The sequence below is a fragment of the Maridesulfovibrio sp. genome (assembly GCF_963676065.1).
In the GTDB taxonomy this organism is placed as follows: Bacteria; Desulfobacterota; Desulfovibrionia; order Desulfovibrionales; family Desulfovibrionaceae; genus Maridesulfovibrio.
In genome coordinates this window covers 1,255,908-1,277,978 of the sequence record NZ_OY780933.1, presented here as the reverse complement: position 1 = coordinate 1,277,978, position 22,071 = coordinate 1,255,908, and the positions used below count along the sequence as shown (strand labels likewise).

General features: G+C 48.1%; 18 protein-coding genes, 1 tRNA gene and 1 other RNA gene. 4 read left to right on the top strand and 16 right to left on the bottom strand.

The window, feature by feature from the left end; all coding sequences use genetic code 11:
- Window positions 1-3: 3 nt before the first annotated feature.
- Genes ACKU35_RS05700 through ACKU35_RS05690 form a run of 3 tightly spaced genes read left to right on the top strand, consistent with a single transcriptional unit; the run spans window position 4 to window position 3,202 of the window.
- Window positions 4-759, top strand: a complete 756-nt coding sequence (locus ACKU35_RS05700; protein WP_319763989.1) for a MotA/TolQ/ExbB proton channel family protein — start codon at window positions 4-6, stop codon at window positions 757-759.
- A gap of 15 nt (window positions 760-774) precedes the next feature.
- Window positions 775-1,521: an OmpA family protein gene (locus tag ACKU35_RS05695; RefSeq protein WP_319763987.1), complete on the top strand. Its 747-nt coding sequence runs from the start codon at window positions 775-777 to the stop codon at window positions 1,519-1,521.
- 10 nt (window positions 1,522-1,531) lie between these two features.
- Entirely contained in the window at window positions 1,532-3,202 is a 1,671-nt protein-coding gene (locus tag ACKU35_RS05690) for a glycosyltransferase (RefSeq protein WP_319763985.1), read from the top strand.
- 72 nt (window positions 3,203-3,274) lie between these two features.
- On the opposite strand, the gene ACKU35_RS05685 is transcribed toward ACKU35_RS05690, so the two are convergent.
- The 10 genes from ACKU35_RS05685 to rfaE2 all read right to left on the bottom strand — a co-directional run bounded on the left by ACKU35_RS05685 (window position 3,275) and on the right by rfaE2 (window position 12,420).
- Window positions 3,275-3,484: a zinc ribbon domain-containing protein gene (locus tag ACKU35_RS05685; RefSeq protein ID WP_319763983.1), complete on the bottom strand. Its 210-nt coding sequence runs from the start codon at window positions 3,482-3,484 to the stop codon at window positions 3,275-3,277.
- 261 nt (window positions 3,485-3,745) lie between these two features.
- Window positions 3,746-5,452 (bottom strand): ATP-binding protein, encoded by a 1,707-nt coding sequence (locus ACKU35_RS05680; RefSeq protein WP_319763981.1) that lies wholly within the window; start codon window positions 5,450-5,452, stop codon window positions 3,746-3,748.
- A 108-nt stretch (window positions 5,453-5,560) separates the two neighbouring features.
- Window positions 5,561-7,018 carry a cysteine--tRNA ligase gene (cysS, locus tag ACKU35_RS05675; protein ID WP_319763979.1) on the bottom strand — a complete coding sequence of 486 codons (1,458 nt, stop codon included), beginning with the start codon at window positions 7,016-7,018 and terminating at the stop codon, window positions 5,561-5,563.
- Between the two features lie 9 nt (window positions 7,019-7,027).
- Complete coding sequence (locus tag ACKU35_RS05670) at window positions 7,028-7,915, bottom strand: hypothetical protein (RefSeq protein ID WP_319763977.1); 888 nt, start codon at window positions 7,913-7,915, stop codon at window positions 7,028-7,030.
- A 9-nt stretch (window positions 7,916-7,924) separates the two neighbouring features.
- A complete protein-coding gene (gene ispD, locus ACKU35_RS05665) occupies window positions 7,925-9,115 on the bottom strand; it encodes a 2-C-methyl-D-erythritol 4-phosphate cytidylyltransferase (RefSeq protein ID WP_319763975.1) in 1,191 nt (396 codons plus the stop codon).
- A 214-nt stretch (window positions 9,116-9,329) separates the two neighbouring features.
- Window positions 9,330-9,693: RNase P RNA component class A (gene rnpB / locus ACKU35_RS05660), an RNA gene on the bottom strand.
- 83 nt (window positions 9,694-9,776) lie between these two features.
- Window positions 9,777-10,532: a C4-type zinc ribbon domain-containing protein gene (locus ACKU35_RS05655; protein ID WP_319763973.1), complete on the bottom strand. Its 756-nt coding sequence runs from the start codon at window positions 10,530-10,532 to the stop codon at window positions 9,777-9,779.
- A gap of 126 nt (window positions 10,533-10,658) precedes the next feature.
- Window positions 10,659-11,468, bottom strand: a complete 810-nt coding sequence (locus ACKU35_RS05650) for a Nif3-like dinuclear metal center hexameric protein (protein ID WP_319763971.1) — start codon at window positions 11,466-11,468, stop codon at window positions 10,659-10,661.
- Between the two features lie 210 nt (window positions 11,469-11,678).
- A tRNA-Ile gene (locus ACKU35_RS05645) sits at window positions 11,679-11,754 on the bottom strand.
- A gap of 159 nt (window positions 11,755-11,913) precedes the next feature.
- Complete coding sequence (rfaE2, locus tag ACKU35_RS05640; RefSeq protein WP_319763969.1) at window positions 11,914-12,420, bottom strand: D-glycero-beta-D-manno-heptose 1-phosphate adenylyltransferase; 507 nt, start codon at window positions 12,418-12,420, stop codon at window positions 11,914-11,916.
- A 185-nt stretch (window positions 12,421-12,605) separates the two neighbouring features.
- On the opposite strand from rfaE2, the gene ACKU35_RS05635 reads away from it, so the two are divergent.
- Window positions 12,606-13,256: a CPBP family intramembrane glutamic endopeptidase gene (locus tag ACKU35_RS05635; RefSeq protein WP_319763967.1), complete on the top strand. Its 651-nt coding sequence runs from the start codon at window positions 12,606-12,608 to the stop codon at window positions 13,254-13,256.
- 78 nt (window positions 13,257-13,334) lie between these two features.
- Here the strand turns inward: ACKU35_RS05635 and ACKU35_RS05630 are convergent, their stop codons facing one another.
- The 6 genes from ACKU35_RS05630 to ACKU35_RS05605 all read right to left on the bottom strand — a co-directional run bounded on the left by ACKU35_RS05630 (window position 13,335) and on the right by ACKU35_RS05605 (window position 21,758).
- The gene (locus ACKU35_RS05630) at window positions 13,335-14,105 is read right to left on the bottom strand and encodes a YkgJ family cysteine cluster protein (protein WP_319763965.1); all 771 of its coding nucleotides are present in this window, start codon (window positions 14,103-14,105) and stop codon (window positions 13,335-13,337) included.
- A 20-nt stretch (window positions 14,106-14,125) separates the two neighbouring features.
- The gene (locus ACKU35_RS05625) at window positions 14,126-15,784 is read right to left on the bottom strand and encodes a glycosyltransferase (RefSeq protein WP_319763964.1); all 1,659 of its coding nucleotides are present in this window, start codon (window positions 15,782-15,784) and stop codon (window positions 14,126-14,128) included.
- Between the two features lie 135 nt (window positions 15,785-15,919).
- A complete protein-coding gene (locus ACKU35_RS05620; RefSeq protein ID WP_319763962.1) occupies window positions 15,920-17,995 on the bottom strand; it encodes a glycosyltransferase in 2,076 nt (691 codons plus the stop codon).
- A gap of 64 nt (window positions 17,996-18,059) precedes the next feature.
- Window positions 18,060-19,841 (bottom strand): amino acid ABC transporter permease, encoded by a 1,782-nt coding sequence (locus tag ACKU35_RS05615; protein ID WP_319763960.1) that lies wholly within the window; start codon window positions 19,839-19,841, stop codon window positions 18,060-18,062.
- 205 nt (window positions 19,842-20,046) lie between these two features.
- On the bottom strand, window positions 20,047-20,868 hold the full coding sequence (locus tag ACKU35_RS05610) for a transporter substrate-binding domain-containing protein (RefSeq protein WP_319763958.1): 822 nt from the start codon (window positions 20,866-20,868) through the stop codon (window positions 20,047-20,049).
- Window positions 20,869-21,029: 161 nt separating this feature from the next.
- Complete coding sequence (locus ACKU35_RS05605) at window positions 21,030-21,758, bottom strand: amino acid ABC transporter ATP-binding protein (RefSeq protein WP_319763956.1); 729 nt, start codon at window positions 21,756-21,758, stop codon at window positions 21,030-21,032.
- Between the last annotated feature and the right edge of the window lie 313 nt (window positions 21,759-22,071).

Below are 22,071 nucleotides of genomic sequence, written 5' to 3'. Positions count from 1 at the left end.
CGTATGGATATTGCAACTTTAATAGGAATTGTCGGCGGCTTCGGCCTTATCATAGCAACTATTGTCATGGGCGGTAATGTTGGCGGATTTATCGATCCCCCTTCCCTTGTAGTAGTTGTGGGAGGTACTTTTGCCTCGGCGTTTATCATGTTTCCCATGGGTGTTGTTCTCAAATCTTTCAAAATTGCCCTTAAGGGTTTCTTCTCCAAATCAGAAGACCCCAAGGTAATGATCGACCAGATTGTTGCCCTTGCCGAGACTGCGAGAAAGGAAAGCCTCGTTGCCCTAGAAAAGGTTGCCATCGATGATGAATACCTGAAAAAAGGGATTATCCTGGTTGCAGACGGTACAGACGGAGATCTTGTCCGGGCCATCATGGAAATCGAGATTGACGCCATGAAAAAAAGGCACTTTCAAGGACAGGGAGTCATGAAGGGAATGGGAGCCATGGCCCCGGCATTCGGAATGATCGGAACATTGATAGGTCTGGTGCAGATGCTCTCAAACCTGAGTGATCCTGACGCAATCGGCCCGGCAATGGCGGTTGCTTTGCTGACTACCCTTTACGGATCGGTTCTGGCTAACGTTGTATTCCTGCCTCTGGCCACCAAGCTTTCAGAGCGTTCACTTGAGGAAGCTTCCTACATGGAAATCATGGTCGAAGGAGTCGTCTCTATCCAAAAAGGGGAACATCCCTCCATTGTAAAGGAAAAACTACAGGCCTTCCTCTCTCCCGGCCTGCGTGATGCCTCGGCATAATCAACGGAACGCGGAATGGCAAAAGTAGTAATCATCAAACCCAAGAATACTGAACCGCCGCCGGAAGAAGGGCTTCCCCCGTGGATGGCCACATTCGCGGATATGGTAACTCTACTACTCTGCTTTTTTGTGCTGCTGCTTTCATTTGCGAACAACGACCTTGAAAAATTCAAGGAACTGCTCGGCTCGCTAAAGGATGCTTTCGGGGTAAATATAGAACGGCAGGAAGCGGACTACCTTGCGCTCACTCCATCGGATCTCAAACGCAAAGAAGTTAAGATGGACAGCAACGACAAACGGTTGCTGGGACTGGTTCTGCGCATCAAGGCCCTGCTGGATGAAGAAGACGCCACCCGCAAATCATCCGGTGTAAAAGCGGATCAGGACGGAGTTCTGGTCAGCACAGACTCGGCTGCCCTATTTCATCCGGGAACGGCAAAACTCACACCGGATGCCTACAAAGTACTGGACAAAGTTATCAGTATTCTAAAGGACCACAACTACAATCTAGTAGTTCGAGGGCACACGGACAACAAGGAAGTACATTCCCGTAAATTTCCCACAAACTGGGAGCTTTCTTCAGCCAGAGCTGCCAGCGCCCTGCGCTATATAGTTGAAAAAGGGGGCATAGCGCCCAAAAGGCTGAAAGCAGTGGGCTATGCCGACACCCAGCCACTGGTAAAAAACGACACTCCGGCAAATAGACGTAAAAACCGCAGACTTGAATTTTTTTACCATAAACCAGCCCGAGATTCGTGGTAGACAGGTTCTTATGCACCCGAGATACATTGCCGAAACAGTCCGTGAAAATGATGAACTCATCGATATCCGCATAATTGCGGACGGTAAGAAGAGGCACATGTGGGGCAAATACGGAGTTCGCAGGGAAGCGGAACTAGCCGAACAACTCGAAGAAGACAAAATCCCCCTGCTGGTCGGCTCCGGTATAGGCGTGGCAGCCTTGAAATTACTCGAAAAGCAGAACCGCACCCTGCTGATCCTTGATCAGGAAAAAGAGATTCTAGCTGCCAGCGGGTTAAAGGAAGAACTTCGTAAAAACCATAATCTGATATGGATCAATGCCAGTTCCCCGGAAAATGCAGTCCGGCACATCATGGAGCTGGAAGCAAACTCTGGGAAAAAGATCCAACTGCTGAAAAACCCTTTTTACCTTCGACTATCCCCTTTCTATTCACAAATGGAAGCTCTGTATCTTGAACAGGAAAACGTCAGCATAGAGTTTCCGGTCTGGCCCAAATTCAAGCAGGTAAAACCTAGAATACTGCTTCTCACCAGCCAATATTTCCTCATGGGTGAGATTGTTGCCGCCTGCCAGCGCCAGGGCGTGCCGCATATGTTCATCAACATGGATGCCAAAGAGATGGATCTGGACCATTTTGTGTCCCGCATTTCCTCGGCTATAAATACTTTCCGCCCTGACTTCGTACTCACGGTCAACCATCTGGGAGTCGATCAGGAAGGGGTTCTAAATACCCTGCTCCATAAATACAAATTGCCGCTGGCTTCATGGTTTGTGGATAACCCCATGCTCATCCTGCCGCTTTATCAAACGCAGGCAGACTCGAACACCGCCATATTCACATGGGATGCCGACCGCATGGATTCGCTGAGCCAGATGGGTTTCAGCCATATTTTCCATCTGCCACTGGGTACAGACCAGACAAGATTCCTGCCCGCCAAAGGATGCGGGGAAAGCCGTTGGGCACGGGAAATTTCCTTTGTTGGTAATTCCATGGTCCACAAAACCGCCAAACGGCTGGAAGCCTCAGGTATTTCCGGTGTTCTGGCTGAAAAGTACAAAGAAATCGCACATTCATTTGAAGAGAGCGGAGAACACTCGGTTTTAAAATTTCTTGGAACAGACTACCCCGAACTGCTGTCGGAATATGAAAACCTGATTACCCCGCACCGTAAGCTGGCATTTGAAACTCTGATCATCTGGCAGGCGACACTTGAGTACCGGCTTTCCTGCGTAAAGCAGACCCTCGAATTTAACCCGCTTATCGTGGGCGACAACGGCTGGGGAGAGCTGCTGCCGAATGACAGCACATGGGAATACCACCGTGAACTTTCCTATTACACCGATCTTCCTCGCTTCTACCCCTGTTCAAAAATCAACTTCAACTGCACCAGCCAGCAGATGAAAGGTGCGGTCAACCAGCGCGTTTTTGATGTTCCGGCCTGTAATGGATTTATTCTAACCGACCACCGCTACCAGATGGAAAAGCTGTTCGAGCCGGGCAAAGAGATAGCCGTGTACAATTCCCCGCAGGAAATACCACAGCTGGTAGAAAAATACCTGAACGACGAACCGGCCAGACAGCAGATAGTTAAAGCCGCCCGCAAAAGAATCCTCGCTGAACATACCTATGACTGCCGGTTAAAAGTTTTAATCGACAACATGCGCCAGACTTACCAGTAAAAATAAATAACCCCGGCCCAATTGGACCGGGGTTTTCTTTTATCAATCTTCCGACCGGAAGAGTTGCTAACCTCAGCTGAATCCTGAACTGCCACATCCTCCTGACGGAGGAATGGAAGGCATCGGGTCCTCAAAAGAAGCTCCTGAACTGAACGAGGAGAGCTGCTTCTCGGTTTCCGGGCTTTTGCATTCAGGACAAACCGGGCTCTCGGCGCAGGATGAAAGGACCAGTTCCTCGAATTCATGCCCGCACACATTACATTTGTATTCATAAATCGGCATAAATTAATTGCCTCCGCAACCGCCGCCTTTCTTATTGGAATCCCCACGGGATCCCTTACCAATCTGTCAAGGCGCGACTCCCAGTTTCGGGATAACTACTTTTACGATAATAAAAACGACTGCGAACACCGCAACCAAACCAAGTAAATCAGACATGCGAACCTCACAGGTTGTTTATCTTCACTTCCTTATGAATTAGTTCTTACATTATCTTTGTCAATATCAAAAGATAAAAACAGTTATTATTTTTGATAATTAAGTTTAAACAGGCTTCAGGTTTACATAAAAATGGAAGGTAGTACCTTCTCCCTCGGTGCTGGAGACATCAATTTTACCACCCATCATTTCAACTAGTTTGCGGGAAATAGGTAATCCCAATCCGGTTCCACCATATTTTCTTGATGTGGAAGAATCCGCCTGCGTGAAACTATCAAAAATATAATCAAGCTTTTCCTGCGCAATCCCTATTCCTTCATCTTTGACCATAAAATTGATTATCCCGTCATCAAAGGTAAGTGATACGGTGATTATTCCCCTGCTGGTGAATTTAATACCGTTACTGATCAGGTTATTGAGCACCTGCCGAAGTCTGGTTGCATCGCCTAGGACTTTATCGGGAACGCCTTCATCTATATGACAGAGCACCTGCACGTCTTTGCGAGCGGCTTCGGCCGCAAAGACCCTGACAACTCGTTCCACCATTTCATGCAGCAGGAACACATGATTCTCAATTTCCAGATAGCCGGCCTCTATCTTGGATATTTCAAGAACATCATTGATGATTTCAAGAAGATTTTCCCCGGCAGTTCCGGCAATGTTCAAAAATTCGCGTTGTTCATCATTAAGTTTTGTTCCTTGCAGCAATTCAACCATACCCAGAATTGAATGCATTGGCGTGCGGATTTCATGGCTCATATTGGCAAGGAATTCAGTCTTGATCCGGTTGGCAGTTTCAGCCTTCATCCTTTCTTCCTGCAACATAACCAGAATATTATTTACGGAAACAGAGAGATCACTGAGTTCATCCGTGCCGCTTAAACTGATTTTTCTTTTTTCCGGTCCTGAAAAATATTCACCCCGCAACTGGGCCTGCAATAATTTCACACGCGCGACAAAATAGCGATTAAGCACAAAAATGGCCGCTATTCCGAGAAGCAGCAACGAACCGCACATAAAAAGGATGAACACATTAAAGAGTGAACCGCCGAGTCCATAAGCATCCCGCTTAGCGGACAAAGACAGGTAGGCCAGTGGATTACCGAGGATATCCTTCAAAAGCATAAAACCTTCGATGTCCGGACTTCCCTCTTTGGGAGCAGTAAAAAAAATATTTTTCTGAGGGAAACCGTTTAATTCGCGGAAGGAAAGATTCATATGCAGGGCTGCACCCAGCTTATTCAGTTGCCTGTCTCCGAAATAACGGCCCATGACCAGTGTGCCGCAAGGGGGGCCGTCAAATTCGTGTTTCATGATTTTTTGAATGGAAATCTGCATCAGCCTGTGATTAATCCTGATCAGACCGCTCAACCCTTCAAGGCCGCATTTACTGATGAGTTCATACCCAGCGCAGCCCTCTTTAAAAAAACACATTTCAACATCTTCAGTGCCGTCGGCAGAATGGGAATAAAAGAATTTTCCTTTGCTGTCACAAAACAGCAGAATATCGAGATCAAGGTTTATAAGCGGATCAGGCGTAAAGTTGGAATTGGCATAATTTTCATTTAAATTATTTACAAATTCACAGGAAGCGTCCCACCATGCCCAGTCACGGGAACTTCCTTGCAATGAATCTATTTCTTTCTGTATGGCGAAATCAGCACGATTCAGGTTTTCCTTAATAAGGATTTTATCCACTTTTGATAGAACATTTTTATTAAGCTTAAAAACCAGCAGACCACTGCCGAGAAGAACCAACAGACAGATCATAAAAACAATGAGATAGCTTTTAGCTTTTAACCCGATTCGCATGTACCCTCAAAATGATATTAAATTTCCCCTTTGTACCCTGTTAATAAAAAAAAAGAAACCGGATCGAAATCCGGTTTCTTTAACATTGCGAGTTTATATGTGCGAAATCTAAATAACTGACCAGACAGCTCCCTGTGGAGTGTCCTTAACTTCAATTCCAAGCTCTATCAGCTCATCCCTGATCTCATCGGAACGGGAAAAATCTTTATTTTTACGGGCATCCTGACGGGCAGCGACAAGCTCTTCAACTTTTGCGACATCAATTCCCTTGCGCTCAAGCATGCAGAGTTTTAGCTCTTCAAGAAATTCTTTAGGTTCGCGGGTAAAAATACCCATCACTTCACCCCATTTCTTCATATCCTCAAGGATACGGAGCCATGCGTCACGGCCGCCTTCAGATTTACGCCATGCTTTTTCCTCACCGATTCGTCCGGCCAGACGGATAAGGGTAAAAACATAACCAAGCGCACCGGCGGTATTCATATCATCTTCCATTGCATCGGCCCAGCCTTTCTCAGCCTCTTCGATCTCCGCCATAACTTCTTCGGGCAGTGCGGCTTTGGACCATTTGGATTTATTGAGAGCTTCGCGGGTCTGTTCCAGTGCGGAATAAACGCGGCGGATGCCCTTCTCCGCTTCTTCCAAAGCTTCAAAAGAGAAATCAAGGGGACTGCGATAATGCATGGTCAGCAGAAAATAGCGCAGAGTTTCGGGCATAAACTTTTCTATGATATCCCGAATGGTGAAAAAGTTACCAAGTGACTTGGACATTTTTTCGGAATTGATCTGCACAAAACCGTTGTGAACCCAGAAACGGGCCATTTCCTTTCCTGTTGAAGCTTCGCTCTGGGCGATTTCATTTTCATGATGAGGAAAGCTAAGATCCTGACCACCGCCATGAATATCAAAAGGAAGTTCAAAATATTTTTCACTCATGGCCGAACATTCAAGATGCCAGCCCGGACGACCCTGTCCCCACGGGCTTTCCCATGAAGGTTCACCGGGCTTGGCGGCTTTCCATAATGCGAAATCAAGGGGATCTTTCTTTTCCTCACCGGGCTGAATGCGCGCCCCGGATTGCAGGTCTTCGATATTGCGACCGGAGAGTTTTCCATAATCATCAAAAGAGCGAACTTTGAAATACACATCTCCAGATGGTGTGGCGTAAGCATGGTCCTTCTCTATCAAGCTGCTGGTCAGCTCGATCATTTCCGGAATATGCTCGGTACACTTGGGCTCAATGTCCGCACGCAGGATATTCAGTTTATCCATATCCACATAAAATTCACCGATAAATTTTTCGGCAAGTTCAGTGGGGGATACACCGGTTTCGTTCGCCCGGTTGATGATCTTGTCATCAACATCGGTAAAGTTACGTACAAATGTCACATCGTAACCTTTGTAGCGCAGGTAACGGACCAGAATATCAAAGACGACGGAAGAACGGGCATGGCCGATATGGCAAAGGTCGTAGGCCGTGATACCACAGGCGTACATATTAACCTTATTTCCGTTCAGAGGTGCAAACTCTTCTTTTTTCCGTTTGAGTGTATTGTAAAGGCGCATAGCCACTCCTTATTTTCGTGAATAAAAATTTGCCTCGGCCGTGATCCCGTAGAGGTCCAGCAATTCATCAAAGCTGCGTCCCATAAACATATACAGCAACGGGACAGGTTCAGTGGGTTCCACCCGGACAACTATCCTTTCAGGATTATCTATAAATTTAATCAGTTCAGAATAAAAATTCTCAGCATAGCCGTTACCTCGGCTTCTTGACTCCTGCATCTTCAACTGCAGAGACTCAAGCAGCCTGTCCCGATATAGCCGGAGTTCAAGACCTTCGCTTTTAGCGGATAAGGTCATAATTTTACCGGCAAGGGATTTATCCTGCCACATAAGATTGCCATCAAGCATACTGGTGCCGATAACACCGCCGATTCCGGGGCCCCGCAGACTGAAATCACCCAGGCTGAATCCCGCCCTGACCCGGCAGAGATCAGCGCCGGAAAAATCAACCGACTTAACCGACAGCCGCTTGGTTCCGTCTTCATAGCTGTAGTCGGCAAAGAGGTCAAAATTCAATTTATCATAGCCCATTTTACGGAAATCACGGGCAAGAGTTCCCAGATTTATAAACTCAACCGGCACGGAAACGCCCTGAACCCTCCCCCGGAAAAAGTGAGGGACACGATGTTCACGATCAAAGGACTGCACTTCAAGCTTGCGGACCGTGCAATAAGCTCCAGTGGCAAACCGGCACTCAAGACCCCACACATGCAGAGAATGATCGAAAGGATTGATCAGGGCTCTTTCAAAATCGACCCGGACCGCATCCGAAAGACGCTCCACGGCCTCGCGAACCTTGGCCTCGGAAAATTCCTCGAGTTTAAAATATCCTCCGGCGGCAACTGCTGTTAACAATGCCAGCACCAGAAATACTTTCAAAAAGAATTTACCGCTCATGGTATGGCCTTATATCTTTTTCAGACCGGTCACCGCGGCTACAGCCTTGATGCCCTTTTTCTCACCGGTAAACCCGAGTTTTTCTTCCGTGGTAGCCTTTACATTGACCTGTGCTTTATCGAGCCCCAGTAGCGAAGCCACATTTTTACGGATCAAATCCCGGTGCGGAGAAAGCTTTGGAATCTGGGCTATAATGGTCAGGTCAGCATGGACAATCTCCACGCCCGCTTCTTCAGCTTTAACCAGAACCTCTTTAACAATAATCCCGCTGGACATATTTTCGCAGGCCGCTGAAGTATCCGGAAAGTGATGCCCTATGTCGCCACCGCCGAAAAGCCCCAGAATGGCATCAGCCAAAGCATGCAGCAGTACATCGCCATCAGAATGGGCTATGACTTCAGGACCTCCGGGAATGGGAACACCGCCCAGCACCATTGGCCGCCCTTGACCGTATTTATGGACATCGTAGCCCCAGCCCACGCATGGAACGGTACGCTTATCGTCTTCGATACGTTTTAAATCTTCCGGGTTGGTCATCTTCAGGTTACCTTCCTCTCCCTCGCAAATATAAACGTCCTTTCCTGCCATTTCCACCATGGATGCGTCATCCGTAACGTCCCATCCTTCTTCTTCCGCCTGTTTGTGAGCAGCGTAAAGGGTGGCCAGGTCAAAGCCCTGCGGCGTCTGCACCGCTTTCAGGCGGGAACGCATCAGGGTTTTTTCCACAACACCGTCAACAACTTCCTTGATGGTGTCAGTCACCTCAATTGCGGGGATAACCGCATCTTCACCGGATTGCAGCCGGTCAATAATTCCGCTGACCATTTTTACTGAAGCAAAAGGACGCGCTGAATCATGAACCAGCACATGGGTACACCCGGAAGGAAGTTCATTCAAGCCATTGAATACGGAATCCTGTCTGCGTTTTCCCCCGGCGGTAATCTTAAAACGCATACCCAGTGAATCTGCACCGTCCAGACCGGCAACAACTTCTTTCATCTCCTCCACCTGATCGGGCGGAAAGACGAAGACAATGCCGGAAACAGCAGGAGTCAGGGAAAAAGTAACGGCGGAATGCCAGAAGAGCGGAAAGCCTTTCCACTCAAGGAATTGTTTTTTGACCCCGCCAACGGCCTCTGCCAGACGGGTGCCGCTGCCTGCTGCCAGCAGGATAGCCCAAACTTCACCGGATTTACTCATGATTTAGATCCTTTTGATCTGATGCGCTACGCGCAATTTTATATAAGGATTTCGCCTCCGGCGGCTTAACCCCTTTAAAAAGGGTTTAAGAATCCCAAACTTTTTTTAATAAGGCTTCGCCATCATGTATGGCAAAACCGTTAAGAATTTAAAAAATCTTAATAATAAAAAAAGGGGCAGCCCTAAGGCTGCCCCTTTCTAATCAAAGCAATAAAAGAGGAGTCGGACTATAAGCCGGGTCTTGTATCCGCCGAAGCGGATGATCATCATTCCTCTAGGATGCATGTTACCATACACCTCAAGCAACCTACCCGAAAGCTCGGCCGGGCCGGCCTCAAACACTTCCCTATTTGGTCTTGCTCCGGACGGGGTTTACCTGGCCGGATATGTCACCATACCCGCCGGTGGGCTCTTACCCCACCGTTTCACCCTTACTCCGATAAAAATTCATCGGAGCGGTCTGTTTTCTGTGGCACTTTCCCGGAATCGCTTCCGCTGGGAGTTACCCAGCGTCCTGCCCTGAAGAGCCCGGACTTTCCTCCCCGGCGCTAAGCCGCGGCGATGATCCGTCCAACTCCTAAAAATCCTATTCATATCACCCCTTAAGACCGGCGTGAGAATCACAAAAATGATTCCACTCAAGATCACGGGGCATTAAAAATTAAGCTTCGTCTTTCTGGAGAGCCTTAGGCTTCGCAGCTTCGGGAACGTGCTCAATCCAGTAGATAAGGCGCTGACAGTTGGGGCAGCTCAGTATCTGTTTTCCTTCCTGCAGAACATTGAATTCCTGCGGGGGAATCATAATATTACATCCGGAACATACTGCGTCTTCAACAGGCACAATAACGGGATGGGAAAGACGGGAACGAATAAATTCGTAACGACCGAGAATTGGCTTGGGAACAACTTCACCGGCTTTATTGCGGCGTTTGGTAAGTTTCTCCAGCTCGCTGTTGGCTGCGGCAAGTCTTTCCTTGAGACCGGCGCGCTTTTCATCCAGCTCTGCGTCAAGTTCCTTGATTTTACCGTCAATGTCAGCCAGAAGCTCAACCTGACGGGTGTTTTCTTCAAGTACGGTGACCTTCTCTTCTTCACGAAGTCTGTTCAGCTTTTCAAGACTGTCCATTTCACGCATCATGGCGTGGTATTCCTTGGTGGTTCCGACGAGCATCAGTTTACTTTTGCTCTTCTTAACCTTAACGGAATCTTCTTCGATCTCGGCTTCAAGCTTTTTCTTCTGCTCGGCAAGCAGTTCAAGCTTTTCGGTCAGCTGCAGTTTGCGTTTTTCAAGGGATTCCTTGCGGGATTCAAGGGCAGCCACATCTTTGGGCGCCTGATCTATTTCCGCTTCAAGAAGGATAATTTCGTCATCAACCTTCTGCAAAACTACAAGCTGTTCTATCTGCTTTTCATACATTATGGGGTCCCCTTTTGCGGACGGTCTTTAAAACGACCTCCGCCACATCGATGTTCGGAAACTTAACAATACAGTCCCGTAAGGCCTCTACGTTCCTGTTAATTCTCTTTTGTCATGACAGCCCGATCAGGGCCTGCGAACGCCTTCCCCCTGCACGTAATGGGCGAAAGGATTGCGTCCACTGAAAAATTTAACTTCCACTTCATTTCCGAGTTCTTCGTCCAGAACAGCGGAAAAACGGCGCATCATCTCTTCTTCCAGAGAAAAATGCCCCACATCCAGCACCGCGCCCACACTTTCCTGTGCGGGATGATACTTCACATCCCCGGTAATGAAAACATCCGCTCCAAGGCCGAAAGCCTTGTCCATGAGCGATGATCCCGAACCGGGACACATGGCAACACAGCCGACCTTCTCCGGTTCCGGTCCGCACAGGGAAACAACCCCGCATCCGGAAAGCCGCGAAACTCGTTCAACAAAATCAGCGTAAACAACCGGGGCTGTATACTCGCCGATACATCCGAACCCGAGTATATCACCGGCCTCGTTTTCCGCAACCGGGTCAAGTACGCGCAGATTTTCCAGCTCCAGCTCACGGCCCAGCCATGAAACAACTCCCTTAAACTGCACATCCAAAGAGGTGTGCGAGGCAAAAAGAGTAGCCTCCGCGCAGAGGACCTGCTTCATCACAGAGTGGAACCAGTCCAGCTTTGCGGGCAGCTTAGCCTCAATTGCCAGCGGATGATGGGTCAGAATAAACTGAGCCCCCCATTCCAGAGCTTTTGCGGCAACCTGCGGCAGCGGATCAAGGGCCACGGCAATTTTACCGACTTCCCTTTCCCGGCCTGCGATCTGAACACCGCAATTATCCCAAGGGGCGGCATACCCCGAAGGAACAAGAGACTCGATCCTGCTGATTACATCTGCTGTTTTCATAACTGCCACCATATGCCCACCACACGGCTGTTTATGTCCGCACGGGGAAGATGTTCAATTATTTCCACTCTTAATCAATCTGAACACATCAAAATACAATAAAATAATATGCTCCCGCAAGGGATTTCCCCCGGGAGCACATCAGCCTTCATAAATCAGAAAGCATAAATATTCTGGATTGTATTTTGATATGTATCCATATGAAATAAGTGGTGGGCCAACCAGGATTCGAACCTGGGACCATCCGGTTATGAGCCGGGGGCTCTGCCAACTGAGCTATTGGCCCTTTTCGCTAAGCGAGTCGAGCTTAATAGCCCAACTTCAATCGCCTTGTCAACACCTAAACAACATCCAATCCAATAAACGTGAAAAAAACTAGCACAAAAATGAAATATTTAAAACCGGAATGATTTCAGGAGAAAAGACAGCCCTGACCGCAGCGCGTCTATTCAATATTATTCTCCCGGATATAGCGGATCAACCCTGTTGTAGAATAGCCTGACAGCAGAGGCAGGGAAAGCACTTTACCGCCACGCTCCTCAACAATATCACGCCCGACGATGTTATCCACGCTCCAGTCGCCGCCTTTGACCAGCACATCGGGCTGGACCTTACTGATCAGGTTGTACGGGGTATCCTCATCGAAAAAGATAACATAATCAATACAGGCCAAACCGGAAAGGACAAATGCACGCTGCTGCTGCCCGTTAACAGGCCGTTTCTCCCCCTTGATGGAACGTACGGATTTATCACTGTTAAGCCCCAGTACCAGCAGATTTCCCTGCTCGCGAGCACGGGAAAGCAGGTCCACATGTCCGGCATGAAGAATATCAAAACAACCGTTGGTAAAAACCAGTTTCCGGTCAGCGGGAAAATCAGCCCTTATCTTTGCAAATTCATCCGCAGAGAGTATCTTCGGGCTGCTTAATTCTGTATTTAATTGCTCTGACAATTTTATCTCCAATTTATTTGAGACGTATCGCGCTTTTTGATAATAACATTTCGCCTCCGGCTGCTTAACCCCTTTGAAAAGGATTTAAGATTCCCAAACTTTTTAAATAAGGCTTCGCCATCCTACGCGCAAGATCGTCATAGAATTAATAATCAGCAATGCGCGCTTGGCAAGGAGTAATCCGCGTGATCAATAATAAAACTGCAATACTCATTCTCGCGGCCCTGCCGTTCTACCTGAATGACTTCAACAACATCTTTATAAAGCACGAACTGCTCTGGCTGACAATTGACTATGGAGCCAAAATTATCCCGCTGGCATTCCTGTTTTATCTGCTGAAAACAAACACTCTGTGCAGTAAGGATCTAGGCCTTGTGAACATGCCCCTGAAACGGCTTATCCTCTGGACACTGGGCATAACAATCTTCGGGCTCTGCCTCGACGAACCGGGTTTCACCCTCTGGTCCAAGCTGCTGCCGTCCATGCGGCTGGGGTCCATCCCCATCGGCGCAGACTCCCCGCTTTACATGCTGGATATGACTCTCGGACTCGCACTTGTCGCTATTGCGGAAGAAGTGATCTTCCGCGGGCTTGCTTTCACCACCCTCAAAGAGCGCGGTTATTCCATCCCCAAAATCTTTCTCCTTTCAGCTGTCATATTCGGGTTGATTCACTGGTCGCAGGGCCCGGTTGCAATTATCGCAACAGCTGTCACCGGCTCCGGACTCATGATCTGCATGTATTGCACACGGTCAATATATCCGACCATCATCGCGCATTATGTAATTAATTATCTTTCTTTTTCAGGTAAGGCTGCTCAATTTTGGGGATTGTAAAAAAGTCCGCAATACCGCGCAGGATATTGCGGACCGGCATTCCGCTTACAGCCTGACAAACTTACTGAGCTGCCGCGGCTATTTTTTAGGCGACAGGTTTTCGGAAGAACCAAGCACAATCAGCTCAACCCAGTCGAGGGCAAAACTAAGACATTCTTCCTCGTCACTGAGGATAGCCTGCTGACGTTCTTCAGAAATATCAAGACGAGAGAACACGTTCATATCCTTGATGAAATTCATAAAATTATCGACCTGATAGAGGGCCAGAAAAGCCATATTCAACTTGCGTTCATCAAGAACGACCCCGGCCTTGCGGGCACGGTTCATGAGCCGCATGTAACGGTCATTTACTTCATTGTAAGGTTCAAGCCCCTGATCCTTAAGCCATTCTGTGCTGGTCCATTCTTTCTCTTCTTCAAATCCGCGACAGTGAGGTTCCTGCACGATAAAAAATTGTTCGATTGTCTCACCGTTCTCATCCATGCGGGAAGCGCGCCCCAGCGGATATGTCCGGCATGCTCCGGGGCGGTTTTCGTAAATAGAGCAGCCTTCTTCACGAACGAAAGGACAGCTGCGTTTGGCATTATCGAGCATGCGCAGCTTGCACATGGGGAAGCCGACACCGGGAGTGCGGGTAATATCAGCGTGATTATGAATAAATTTTTTACTATCGTGCCCCAGTCCCTTACGCAAACGCAGAACGTCGTAAGGTGTGAGCATAAGATTAAGGTCACCGCAGCAGGCGTTAAAGCAAGGAACTCCGGGATGGCAGGCAAAGCCGAAAGTTTTACCGGGCTCAAGTTCGGGCAGGTTGTTCAAAAAATCCTGAGTTTGATCGTGGTCGGACATTACTCTCTCCCTGTATTTATTTATCCGGCCAGAAAACCCTTCCGCACCAGATACTGCATCTTTTTCTCAAGGTCGGACTGAAGAAGCCTTTCTTCCTCAGCCATTATACGCAGTATTTCGCTACGCGGATGCATGGCCTGCATCTTGTAACGGTTTCCCAGAGCATTACCTTCCTGTACGAAGCTGGTATGGCTGGCAAATCCGGAACGTTTACGATGCCGGATGCCGAGATGTCCCTGATAAACAGGAAATTCACCTTTCAGACAACTACGCAGGTCATGCTCAAGGTCATCATACTGCGAGGGAGAAAGGAACAAGGAAAAGCCTCCGTTGTCAAGCAGCTTCTGTGTCCTGAACAAATGACAACAGCCGGTTACAGAAGCGCAGGGACGCATGTAATCGAAAAAACCGCTATCGAGAAGGTACAGATGCAGATCTGAACAACGAAAAGGATTGGGCGCTATTTTGGAAAGATCCACCTCAGGACCTTCTCCCTCATCACCGACGGGCTGGATCATGTGCAGGTCCACGGACTGCATCACTGCCGGAGCGGCGTGATCAAGCACCTTGCAACCCCAGACTCCCGCATCGGGATAGGCCTCAACAGCTGCGCCGAGCCGAGAAATCCAATCCGGCTGAACTTCCACATCATCGTCAAGATAGATCGCGAATTCACATTCCCGCACCTGAGGTTCATGCATCAGCCAGTTACGTGCTGCTGCCGCGCCGATATTAACCGGCAGGTCGATGCGTACCATACGTTCACCGAACTGGCTTTGCCACTTATCCAAGACTTCAGCTGTACCGTCCGAGGAACCGTTATCAAGCATGAAAATTTTAGCCGTGTGCAGCTCGGATTGATGCAGGGATTCAAGGGTCGCGTCCAGCTCATCCGCTTTATTGAAGGAGTAAAGCAGGACAGCCGTATTTCCGGGCAGGGGCACTTTCTTTTGATCCAGACCGCAAGCCAGATCATAGAGCCGCATGGCTTCGGAAACCCTCCACGGCTGAGCGTCCACAGCCCCGGCGAGAATTGATATAGCTGTTTCACGTTCACCGAGCCTCAAGGTCACGGAAGCCGCCAGATGGGCCATGTTGTTCAGCCCGAACACATCGGAAGAGGACATGAGCAAAGGGAGCGCCTCAGCAGCATTTCCGTCCATATAATGAAAAAAAGCTTTGGCGCAATTGATTGCCGGAAGAAGTTCGTCGGGAAACTTAGCGGATAAAAGCTCCAACCCGAAACGGAAATCCGCAAAGGCTCCGGCATGAACCAGCCCCTGCTGTATCCAGAACAAATTTCCCGGTTCCTTTTTCAGACAGGAAAGTATGTAGTTCTTAATTTTTACGGCATCCCTTTTGGCCGCGATACGCATGAAATATGAAAGATTTTCCGGCTTGCTGAAACGAGCCGCAACGCTCTTAAGGCAGGCAGCTGTGGACGAAGGAAAAAGCGGCAGCAGGCCTTCCACCTGTGCAAGCTGCGTTGCCATATTACCGTCAAGCGGATTAGCGATGTAAGCCGCCAGCAAAAGCTCGACACCCAGTTGCGGGTTGGATTCTAGAGCATGCGCCCCGGTATCAAAAAGATGCTTCGCCCCCACAGAGCCGATCAGAAGTTTACGACGCACCGCAGCATACATATCGGCCCAGTAGTTATCGCTATATAAATTACCCATTAACTTTCCCTTTTCATTAAGACTTGGATTATTCATGCCCACGTTAACCAAAAGAGATATTCTCCACAACACCCCAAAGAAAAAGGGAAGAGCTGCAAACCGCCCTTCCCTTTAAAAATCATACCGCATTAAAATTTATTTTTTAATCAAACCGTCAATATCCGGCAGATCGACCTGCGGTTCATCGCCGGGCATGGACGAGTAGACTTTCAACAAAGACCGAGACTTGGCCGAACTTGACATAAAAGTGCGCACAATCCTGCGGTTAAGCCGTCCCATTTCACCCCGCAGCTCGGTATCATCAATGAGCGTCTTCATGCACTTAGCCAGCCCTTCGCTGTCTTCCAGTTCACAGAGGAAACCATTCATCCCGTTACGGATCAACTCCCCGGTTCCGCCTGCTTTGGTGCAAATGGCGGCCAGTCCGGCATCGAATGCTTCAAGCAGGGTATTAGGCATGGATTCCAGCCGGGAACTCATAACGTAAATATGTGAGGTCGCCAGTAGTTTTCCAACTTCCTCATGCGCGATAAAGCCTGGACTCTCAATGCGTTCCAGCGTTGCCGGAGAAGCATTCTCGCTGAAGCTGGAAATATCCTTCAAACCCACAGCGATAAAACGCACACCCTCGCATTTATCCTTGGCAAGAAGGCGATCAACGGACTGGATAAAGACATCCGCGCCCTTGGCATGGCCCCCGTTTCCGACATAAATAATAGAAGTCTCAGCGGAACGTTTAGGCTTGCGACCACCGCCCACAAAAGAATTGTAGACAACCTGCGCCCGCTTGGGCGGAACGAAATGTTTGAGCAGCACCTCACGGCTTCTGGCGGAATTGCAGATATAGCCGTTGCCTATGAGGGAAAAGAGCGGAGCCAGCGGGTTGGGCTTGTAAATGACCCCACGGTTAAAGAAAAGTTTATGCTTACGACCACCAAGCAGGGAAAGCCCCTTGGCAATGCAACCGATCTTTACTGCCCGGTTATGAAAGGTATGAACAACATCCACCTGATACTCCTCAATCACGTTTGAAAGAAAAGCTCCGGCAGTTAGAATATTCTTAAAATCGTCCAGCAGAACAACATCCGCTCCCATCTCTTTCAACACGGGAATAAGCATGGAACCGGGTTTAAGCACCGAGACTACCCCCAGACCGGACTGAAGCATGGCCCGTGCGCTGTTGACCAGTTGCCTGCTGCCTCCGGAGAGCTTATCCGAATCAGTAATATATAAAATTTTGCCTATGTCGTTACGCTTTGTGAAAAACTTAAAACAAAGCATGGCCGGAGCTTCATTGGAGTACATGAGCAAACGTTTTTTGATCCACGCGGCGTCCTTGCCGGAACCGACTCCGATACGATTGATGCGCATGGGGTCCGTACCGAGCATATTCGCTGAACGTTCCAGAGTAAAAGTACCGGAGAATCCCGCTGCGGCGGCCTCCTGCATACCGAGACTGTCAAAGTCTCCCCACGGCCAGCAGAAGAACTGACGGCGCGCTCCGTTTATTTTTTTGATTTTATCAAGACTGCGCTTAAAATCATCGCGGATAAATTTACGTCTTTCATCATCACTGCGGCGCTTGAAAGTTACTTTCCCCTTTCTGAATTGGGGCCAGAACCCGTTATAGGCAAAGGCGCTGCCATAATCATAAGTGGGAAGTTCGGCATTGAATTTACGGTAGATGCCCCATGTGGACCAATGGGAAGATGCGGAATAATTACCCTTGAATCGTAAATCCTTAAAGCAGCCCTGATGCCGGCAGGTGTGGGCGTAGACTTCCATACCCTTATCATGGACGAGAGACTTCAATTCCTCTTCATTCATGAACTGGGAATTATCATCACGGGAAAGAGCCATGACAAAAGCCTCACGCATGGGCAGAATTTCTTTAACATCCGCCCTGCTCCTGATTTTTCCTGCGCCGATGAAATCACTGACCGCAAAAAAGACCCCGGTCATACCCCGCTCTTCAAGCATGGGGACAACGTTGATCCAATTACTTATGTGGCAATCGTCAAAGGTGAGCACCACATATTTGTCATCAATGGGTTTGCGGCCCAGACATATTTCAAAAAGATGATCGGCGGTGATGGTTTTGAACCCCATCTCCTGCATCATATCTAGATGAGCGGCAAACGCGACGGGGGAAAGCCCATCCTTTTCACAGACGGCATGGTAGCAAAAAACAGGAACACTCTTACCGAGCATGAGACAACTCCGAAACGCTTATATATCAACTGCCCTCCCCCGATAAACGGGGGAGGAAGATCAATTACATCTGCAGACGGAAGGTCTCTGTGGACAGCTTCCGTTCGAGTCGTCTTGCCACGAGACTCATCAGGTAGCAACAAATAAAGTATAAAAATGCTATGGTGGTATAAATCTCAAAAGGATAAATCATCAACCTGTTGTTCAGTCCCTGCGCCACAAAAGTAAGCTCCAGTACACCGATAACAAAAGCCAGCGAGGTATCTTTGAAGATGGCGATAAACTGCCCGACGATGGCCGGGAGCATCTGCTTCAAAGCCTGCGGAAGAATTACCTTACGCATGGTCTGCCAATAGGTCAGTCCGGTGGATACAGCCGCCTCGAACTGTCCCGGGGGCAGGTTCTGGATACCGGAACGCACGATTTCACCCAGATAGGCTCCGGTAAAAATTGTCAGTGCGATAGTGGCCGACCAGAATACATTTAAAAACTGCCCGGTAAGGATGGGAATAAAGAAATAGATCCAGAAGATGACCATAATCAGCGGGTTACCGCGGATAAGTTCAATATAAAGAGTAGCCGGAATCTGAAAAAGCTTGTTCTTGGAAGTACGCCCTATCCCAACAACCAACCCGATAAAAAAACTGATCGAGATAGCTATCACAGACATGAGTATGGAGAAAGACAAACCGCCCAGACCCCAAAGAATTTCATCTGCTCCACCCTGGGGAAAACGCCACCAGAGCATGGTTCCGAGGTTATCCCAGATAATCTGAAAATTGAATTTGGAAACACCGTAGACAGCTGAAAAAAGCAGAAAAGCCAGACATCCCAGAAAAGCACTTTTCCAGATCAGACCCAAAATTTTGAACAACTTTGTGAAAAAGGCCCTGCGCGCCGCCTGTGCTTTGGAAAGGCTGAAATCATCCTGACGTTTACGCTTTATTCTGCGGTGCATTCTGGAAATGAAAGCCACCGGAGCCTCAAAGGGCCAGAAAAGCATATGCGCAAATTTATGTCCCAGAGTGCGGTTCTTGACGGGGACAATCTGCAACTTCCAGTTGATAAGGGTCAGGATACCGGCAATGATCAGGGATAAGGAAAGATAAATGACCGTGGCCGCAGTAGTTGCCTCAAAGCCTTTAAAGGTCATTCCCTCGATCTGCTGTGACGCCCAGCAAAGTTCAGGAACGCCGACAACCATAGCCAGTGAGGAGTTCTTCATATTGTTGAGGAATTCACTGCCCAGCGGGGGAATAATCGCACGGAAAGCCAAGGGAAGAATAATCTTGGTCAAAGTCTGAAAAGGGGTCAGACCGGAAGAATAGGACGCTTCAAGCAATCCCTTGGGTATGGATTGAATACCGGCTCGAATAACCTCGGCCATGAAGGAACTGGTATAGATACCAAGACCTACCGTAGCGGAAATCATCTCAAAATTCTGGTCGAAAAGAAAATCACGCACCCCTTCAGGTAATCCCATGGGCAGGGCAAAGTACCAGAAAAAGAGCTGAACAAGTAACGGGGTGTTCCGGAAAAATTCAACATAGCAGGTACAGAAATAGTACACCGGCTTAAACTGCGAAAGCCTGCCCAGACCGAAAAGGATACCGAGCCCCAGCGCAATGGCCGAACTCATCAGTGAGATGCTGATCGTCAATCCCAGTCCGGTGACGAGCATATTACCGAGTACCTCGCCATAAGAGGCGTCTTTCTTATAAAGAACGGTCCAGTCGAATTTATAGCCGAAGTCAAAGACCCAGCCGAAATAATATACCAATAGTCCGGTTATGGCAGCCAGACACAGGTACTGAACCCATGTTTTTTCCAGATAGCGATTAATCATTGCAAAAACTTTCTTTTTTATATGATGCGCTTCCCGCTTTTGACGAATTGGTTTCGTCTCCGGCGGCCAAAGGCGATAATCACCTTTGGAATCCCTGAGAAATCCTCGTCTCAAGAATTAAAAAATTTATTTTAAAAACCTTTTCTGGACCTTGAAAGCGGCGGGACCACTAACGGTCCCGCCTGTCTAGCATATAAAATGAAGCCTAGGGCCACATTTCAACCTGTTCGGTGAGGGGGAAGTAGTACTTGGTATCAGGACCGTACCACTTGTTGTAGATCTTTTCGTAGGTACCGTCTTTCCACATATCCTGGATGATGAAGTTAACGGTATCGCGGAGCTTGGAATCATCTTCAACCAGACCGATTCCATAAGGCTCGTTGGAGAAGAAGTCACCCACGAGTTCGTATTTGCCGGGAACCTGTGCGGAGTAACCGAGCAGGATGGTGGAGTCAGTGGACCATGCGTCTACGCGACCCATCTGCAAAGCCTGAAAACACTCGGACTCTTTCTGGTAGGAGATAACTTTGGGAGCTGCGTCGCCAAGTTTCTTGAGCAGTTTTTTAACATTCAGTTCGGAAGTTGTACCCTGCATAACGGCAATTTTCTTGCCTACGAAATCCTTGAGAGAGGAGAACTTACCTTTGGGAGCGAGCATTTTCTGGCCGTCAAAAAAGTAAGTAATAGAAAAATCGATGGAATTGTCGCGGGAACGCTTGTGAGTCATGTTGGAAACGGAAAGATCGATACGTCCCTGCTGAAGGAAACCAATACGGGTTTTGTTGTTGACGGGAACCTGATCGATTTTTACGCCCATACGTTTTGCAACTTCATTGGCGATGTCAACGTCAAAGCCGACCCATTCTTTTTTGGCGTTGTAGAAAGCACCGGGGATGGAGTCGGTCATGATACCGACGCGAACAACCTTGTCTTTCATGATTCTGTCATAGGTGGCACCTGCAAAAGCAGTTGCAGCGAAAGCCATAACCAGAGCGGCTGCGAGAGCCAGAGTCATAAACCTTTTCATTCTTTCCTCCTGCGTGGAAATAGACAAAGAGTATAAGGAATGCGAGCTCCGACACGGAAACCGCTAAATTCCTGATACTAAGCCTGTAAACAAACTTACAGGCATTTCCTAACCGTACTTATCTAGACCCATCAAATTCACGGAACCTGATGGATTAATCCCTAATGTGATAAGATCTTGCTCAGAAAGAGTTTGGAACGCTCATGCTGAGGATTATTGAAGAATTCTTCCGGTGTGTTTTCTTCAATGAGACTGCCCTCGTCCATGAAGATAACCCGGTCCGCAACCTCACGGGCAAAGCCCATTTCATGAGTTACGCAAACCATGGTCATGCCTTCGCGGGCCAAAGCCTTCATTACATCAAGAACCTCGTTGATCATTTCCGGGTCAAGAGCGGAAGTGGGTTCGTCGAAAAGCATGATATTCGGGCGCATGGCCAATCCGCGGGCGATTGCCACACGCTGCTGCTGCCCTCCAGAAAGCTGGGAAGGATAATCGCCGGCCTTGTCCGGAATGTTAACCTTGGAAAGAAGCTCCATGGCCAGCTCTTCGGCGTCCTTGCGTTTCATATTCCGCACCATAGTCGGCGCCAGAATAATATTTTCCAAAACCGTCATATGCGGATAAAGATTGAAAGACTGGAAAACAAAGCCGATCTCAGCCCGCAACAGAGGCAGGTTCACCCTCGGCCCGTTAACGTCCATGTCTTCCACAAGTATTTCACCTTCCTGAATGGGTTCAAGCCGGTTAACACAGCGGATCATGGTACTTTTCCCAGACCCTGAAGGTCCGCAGACAACAACAACCTCGCCTTTTTTAATATGAAGGTTGATATCCCTCAGGGCGTGGTAGTCACCGTAGTATTTATTGACATTGTTAAATTTTATCACTTTTGTACAAATCCCGTAAAATAAATGTTCTAAGGCCAAAAAATGGGTACCAAATGGAACAAAATTCGGCAAGTCCTCCCCTTTTTTGGATGAACACTTCTCTTTTTAGCGTTTTGCGAATAATATATCCAAAGAAAACTCATTTTTGTTAAAAACAGTCTTCTTTTTTTCTGCAAAAGCCAACTGCACACAATTTTGTTTTTTTCGTAAATCGAAATTATTTCAAAATTTCTTACGTTTTGATCATAAATTTTCCTTTCTAATCAACATGAATGAAAGCGAGGCCATGATATCATGCAGACTTAAAACAATT

Bases quoted from the DNA above. Each gene is read 5' to 3' on its own strand.
- ACKU35_RS05700 (WP_319763989.1), top strand. From the start codon at position 4: ATGGATATTGCAACTTTAATAGGAATTGTCGGCGGCTTCGGCCTTATC.
- ACKU35_RS05695 (WP_319763987.1), top strand. From the start codon at position 775: ATGGCAAAAGTAGTAATCATCAAACCCAAGAATACTGAACCGCCGCCG.
- ACKU35_RS05690 (WP_319763985.1), top strand. From the start codon at position 1,532: ATGCACCCGAGATACATTGCCGAAACAGTCCGTGAAAATGATGAACTC.
- ACKU35_RS05685 (WP_319763983.1), bottom strand. From the start codon at position 3,484: ATGCCGATTTATGAATACAAATGTAATGTGTGCGGGCATGAATTCGAG.
- ACKU35_RS05680 (WP_319763981.1), bottom strand. From the start codon at position 5,452: ATGCGAATCGGGTTAAAAGCTAAAAGCTATCTCATTGTTTTTATGATC.
- cysS (WP_319763979.1), bottom strand. From the start codon at position 7,018: ATGCGCCTTTACAATACACTCAAACGGAAAAAAGAAGAGTTTGCACCT.
- ACKU35_RS05670 (WP_319763977.1), bottom strand. From the start codon at position 7,915: ATGAGCGGTAAATTCTTTTTGAAAGTATTTCTGGTGCTGGCATTGTTA.
- ispD (WP_319763975.1), bottom strand. From the start codon at position 9,115: ATGAGTAAATCCGGTGAAGTTTGGGCTATCCTGCTGGCAGCAGGCAGC.
- ACKU35_RS05655 (WP_319763973.1), bottom strand. From the start codon at position 10,532: ATGTATGAAAAGCAGATAGAACAGCTTGTAGTTTTGCAGAAGGTTGAT.
- ACKU35_RS05650 (WP_319763971.1), bottom strand. From the start codon at position 11,468: ATGAAAACAGCAGATGTAATCAGCAGGATCGAGTCTCTTGTTCCTTCG.
- ACKU35_RS05630 (WP_319763965.1), bottom strand. From the start codon at position 14,105: ATGTCCGACCACGATCAAACTCAGGATTTTTTGAACAACCTGCCCGAA.
- ACKU35_RS05625 (WP_319763964.1), bottom strand. From the start codon at position 15,784: ATGGGTAATTTATATAGCGATAACTACTGGGCCGATATGTATGCTGCG.
- ACKU35_RS05620 (WP_319763962.1), bottom strand. From the start codon at position 17,995: ATGCTCGGTAAGAGTGTTCCTGTTTTTTGCTACCATGCCGTCTGTGAA.
- ACKU35_RS05615 (WP_319763960.1), bottom strand. From the start codon at position 19,841: ATGATTAATCGCTATCTGGAAAAAACATGGGTTCAGTACCTGTGTCTG.
- ACKU35_RS05610 (WP_319763958.1), bottom strand. From the start codon at position 20,868: ATGAAAAGGTTTATGACTCTGGCTCTCGCAGCCGCTCTGGTTATGGCT.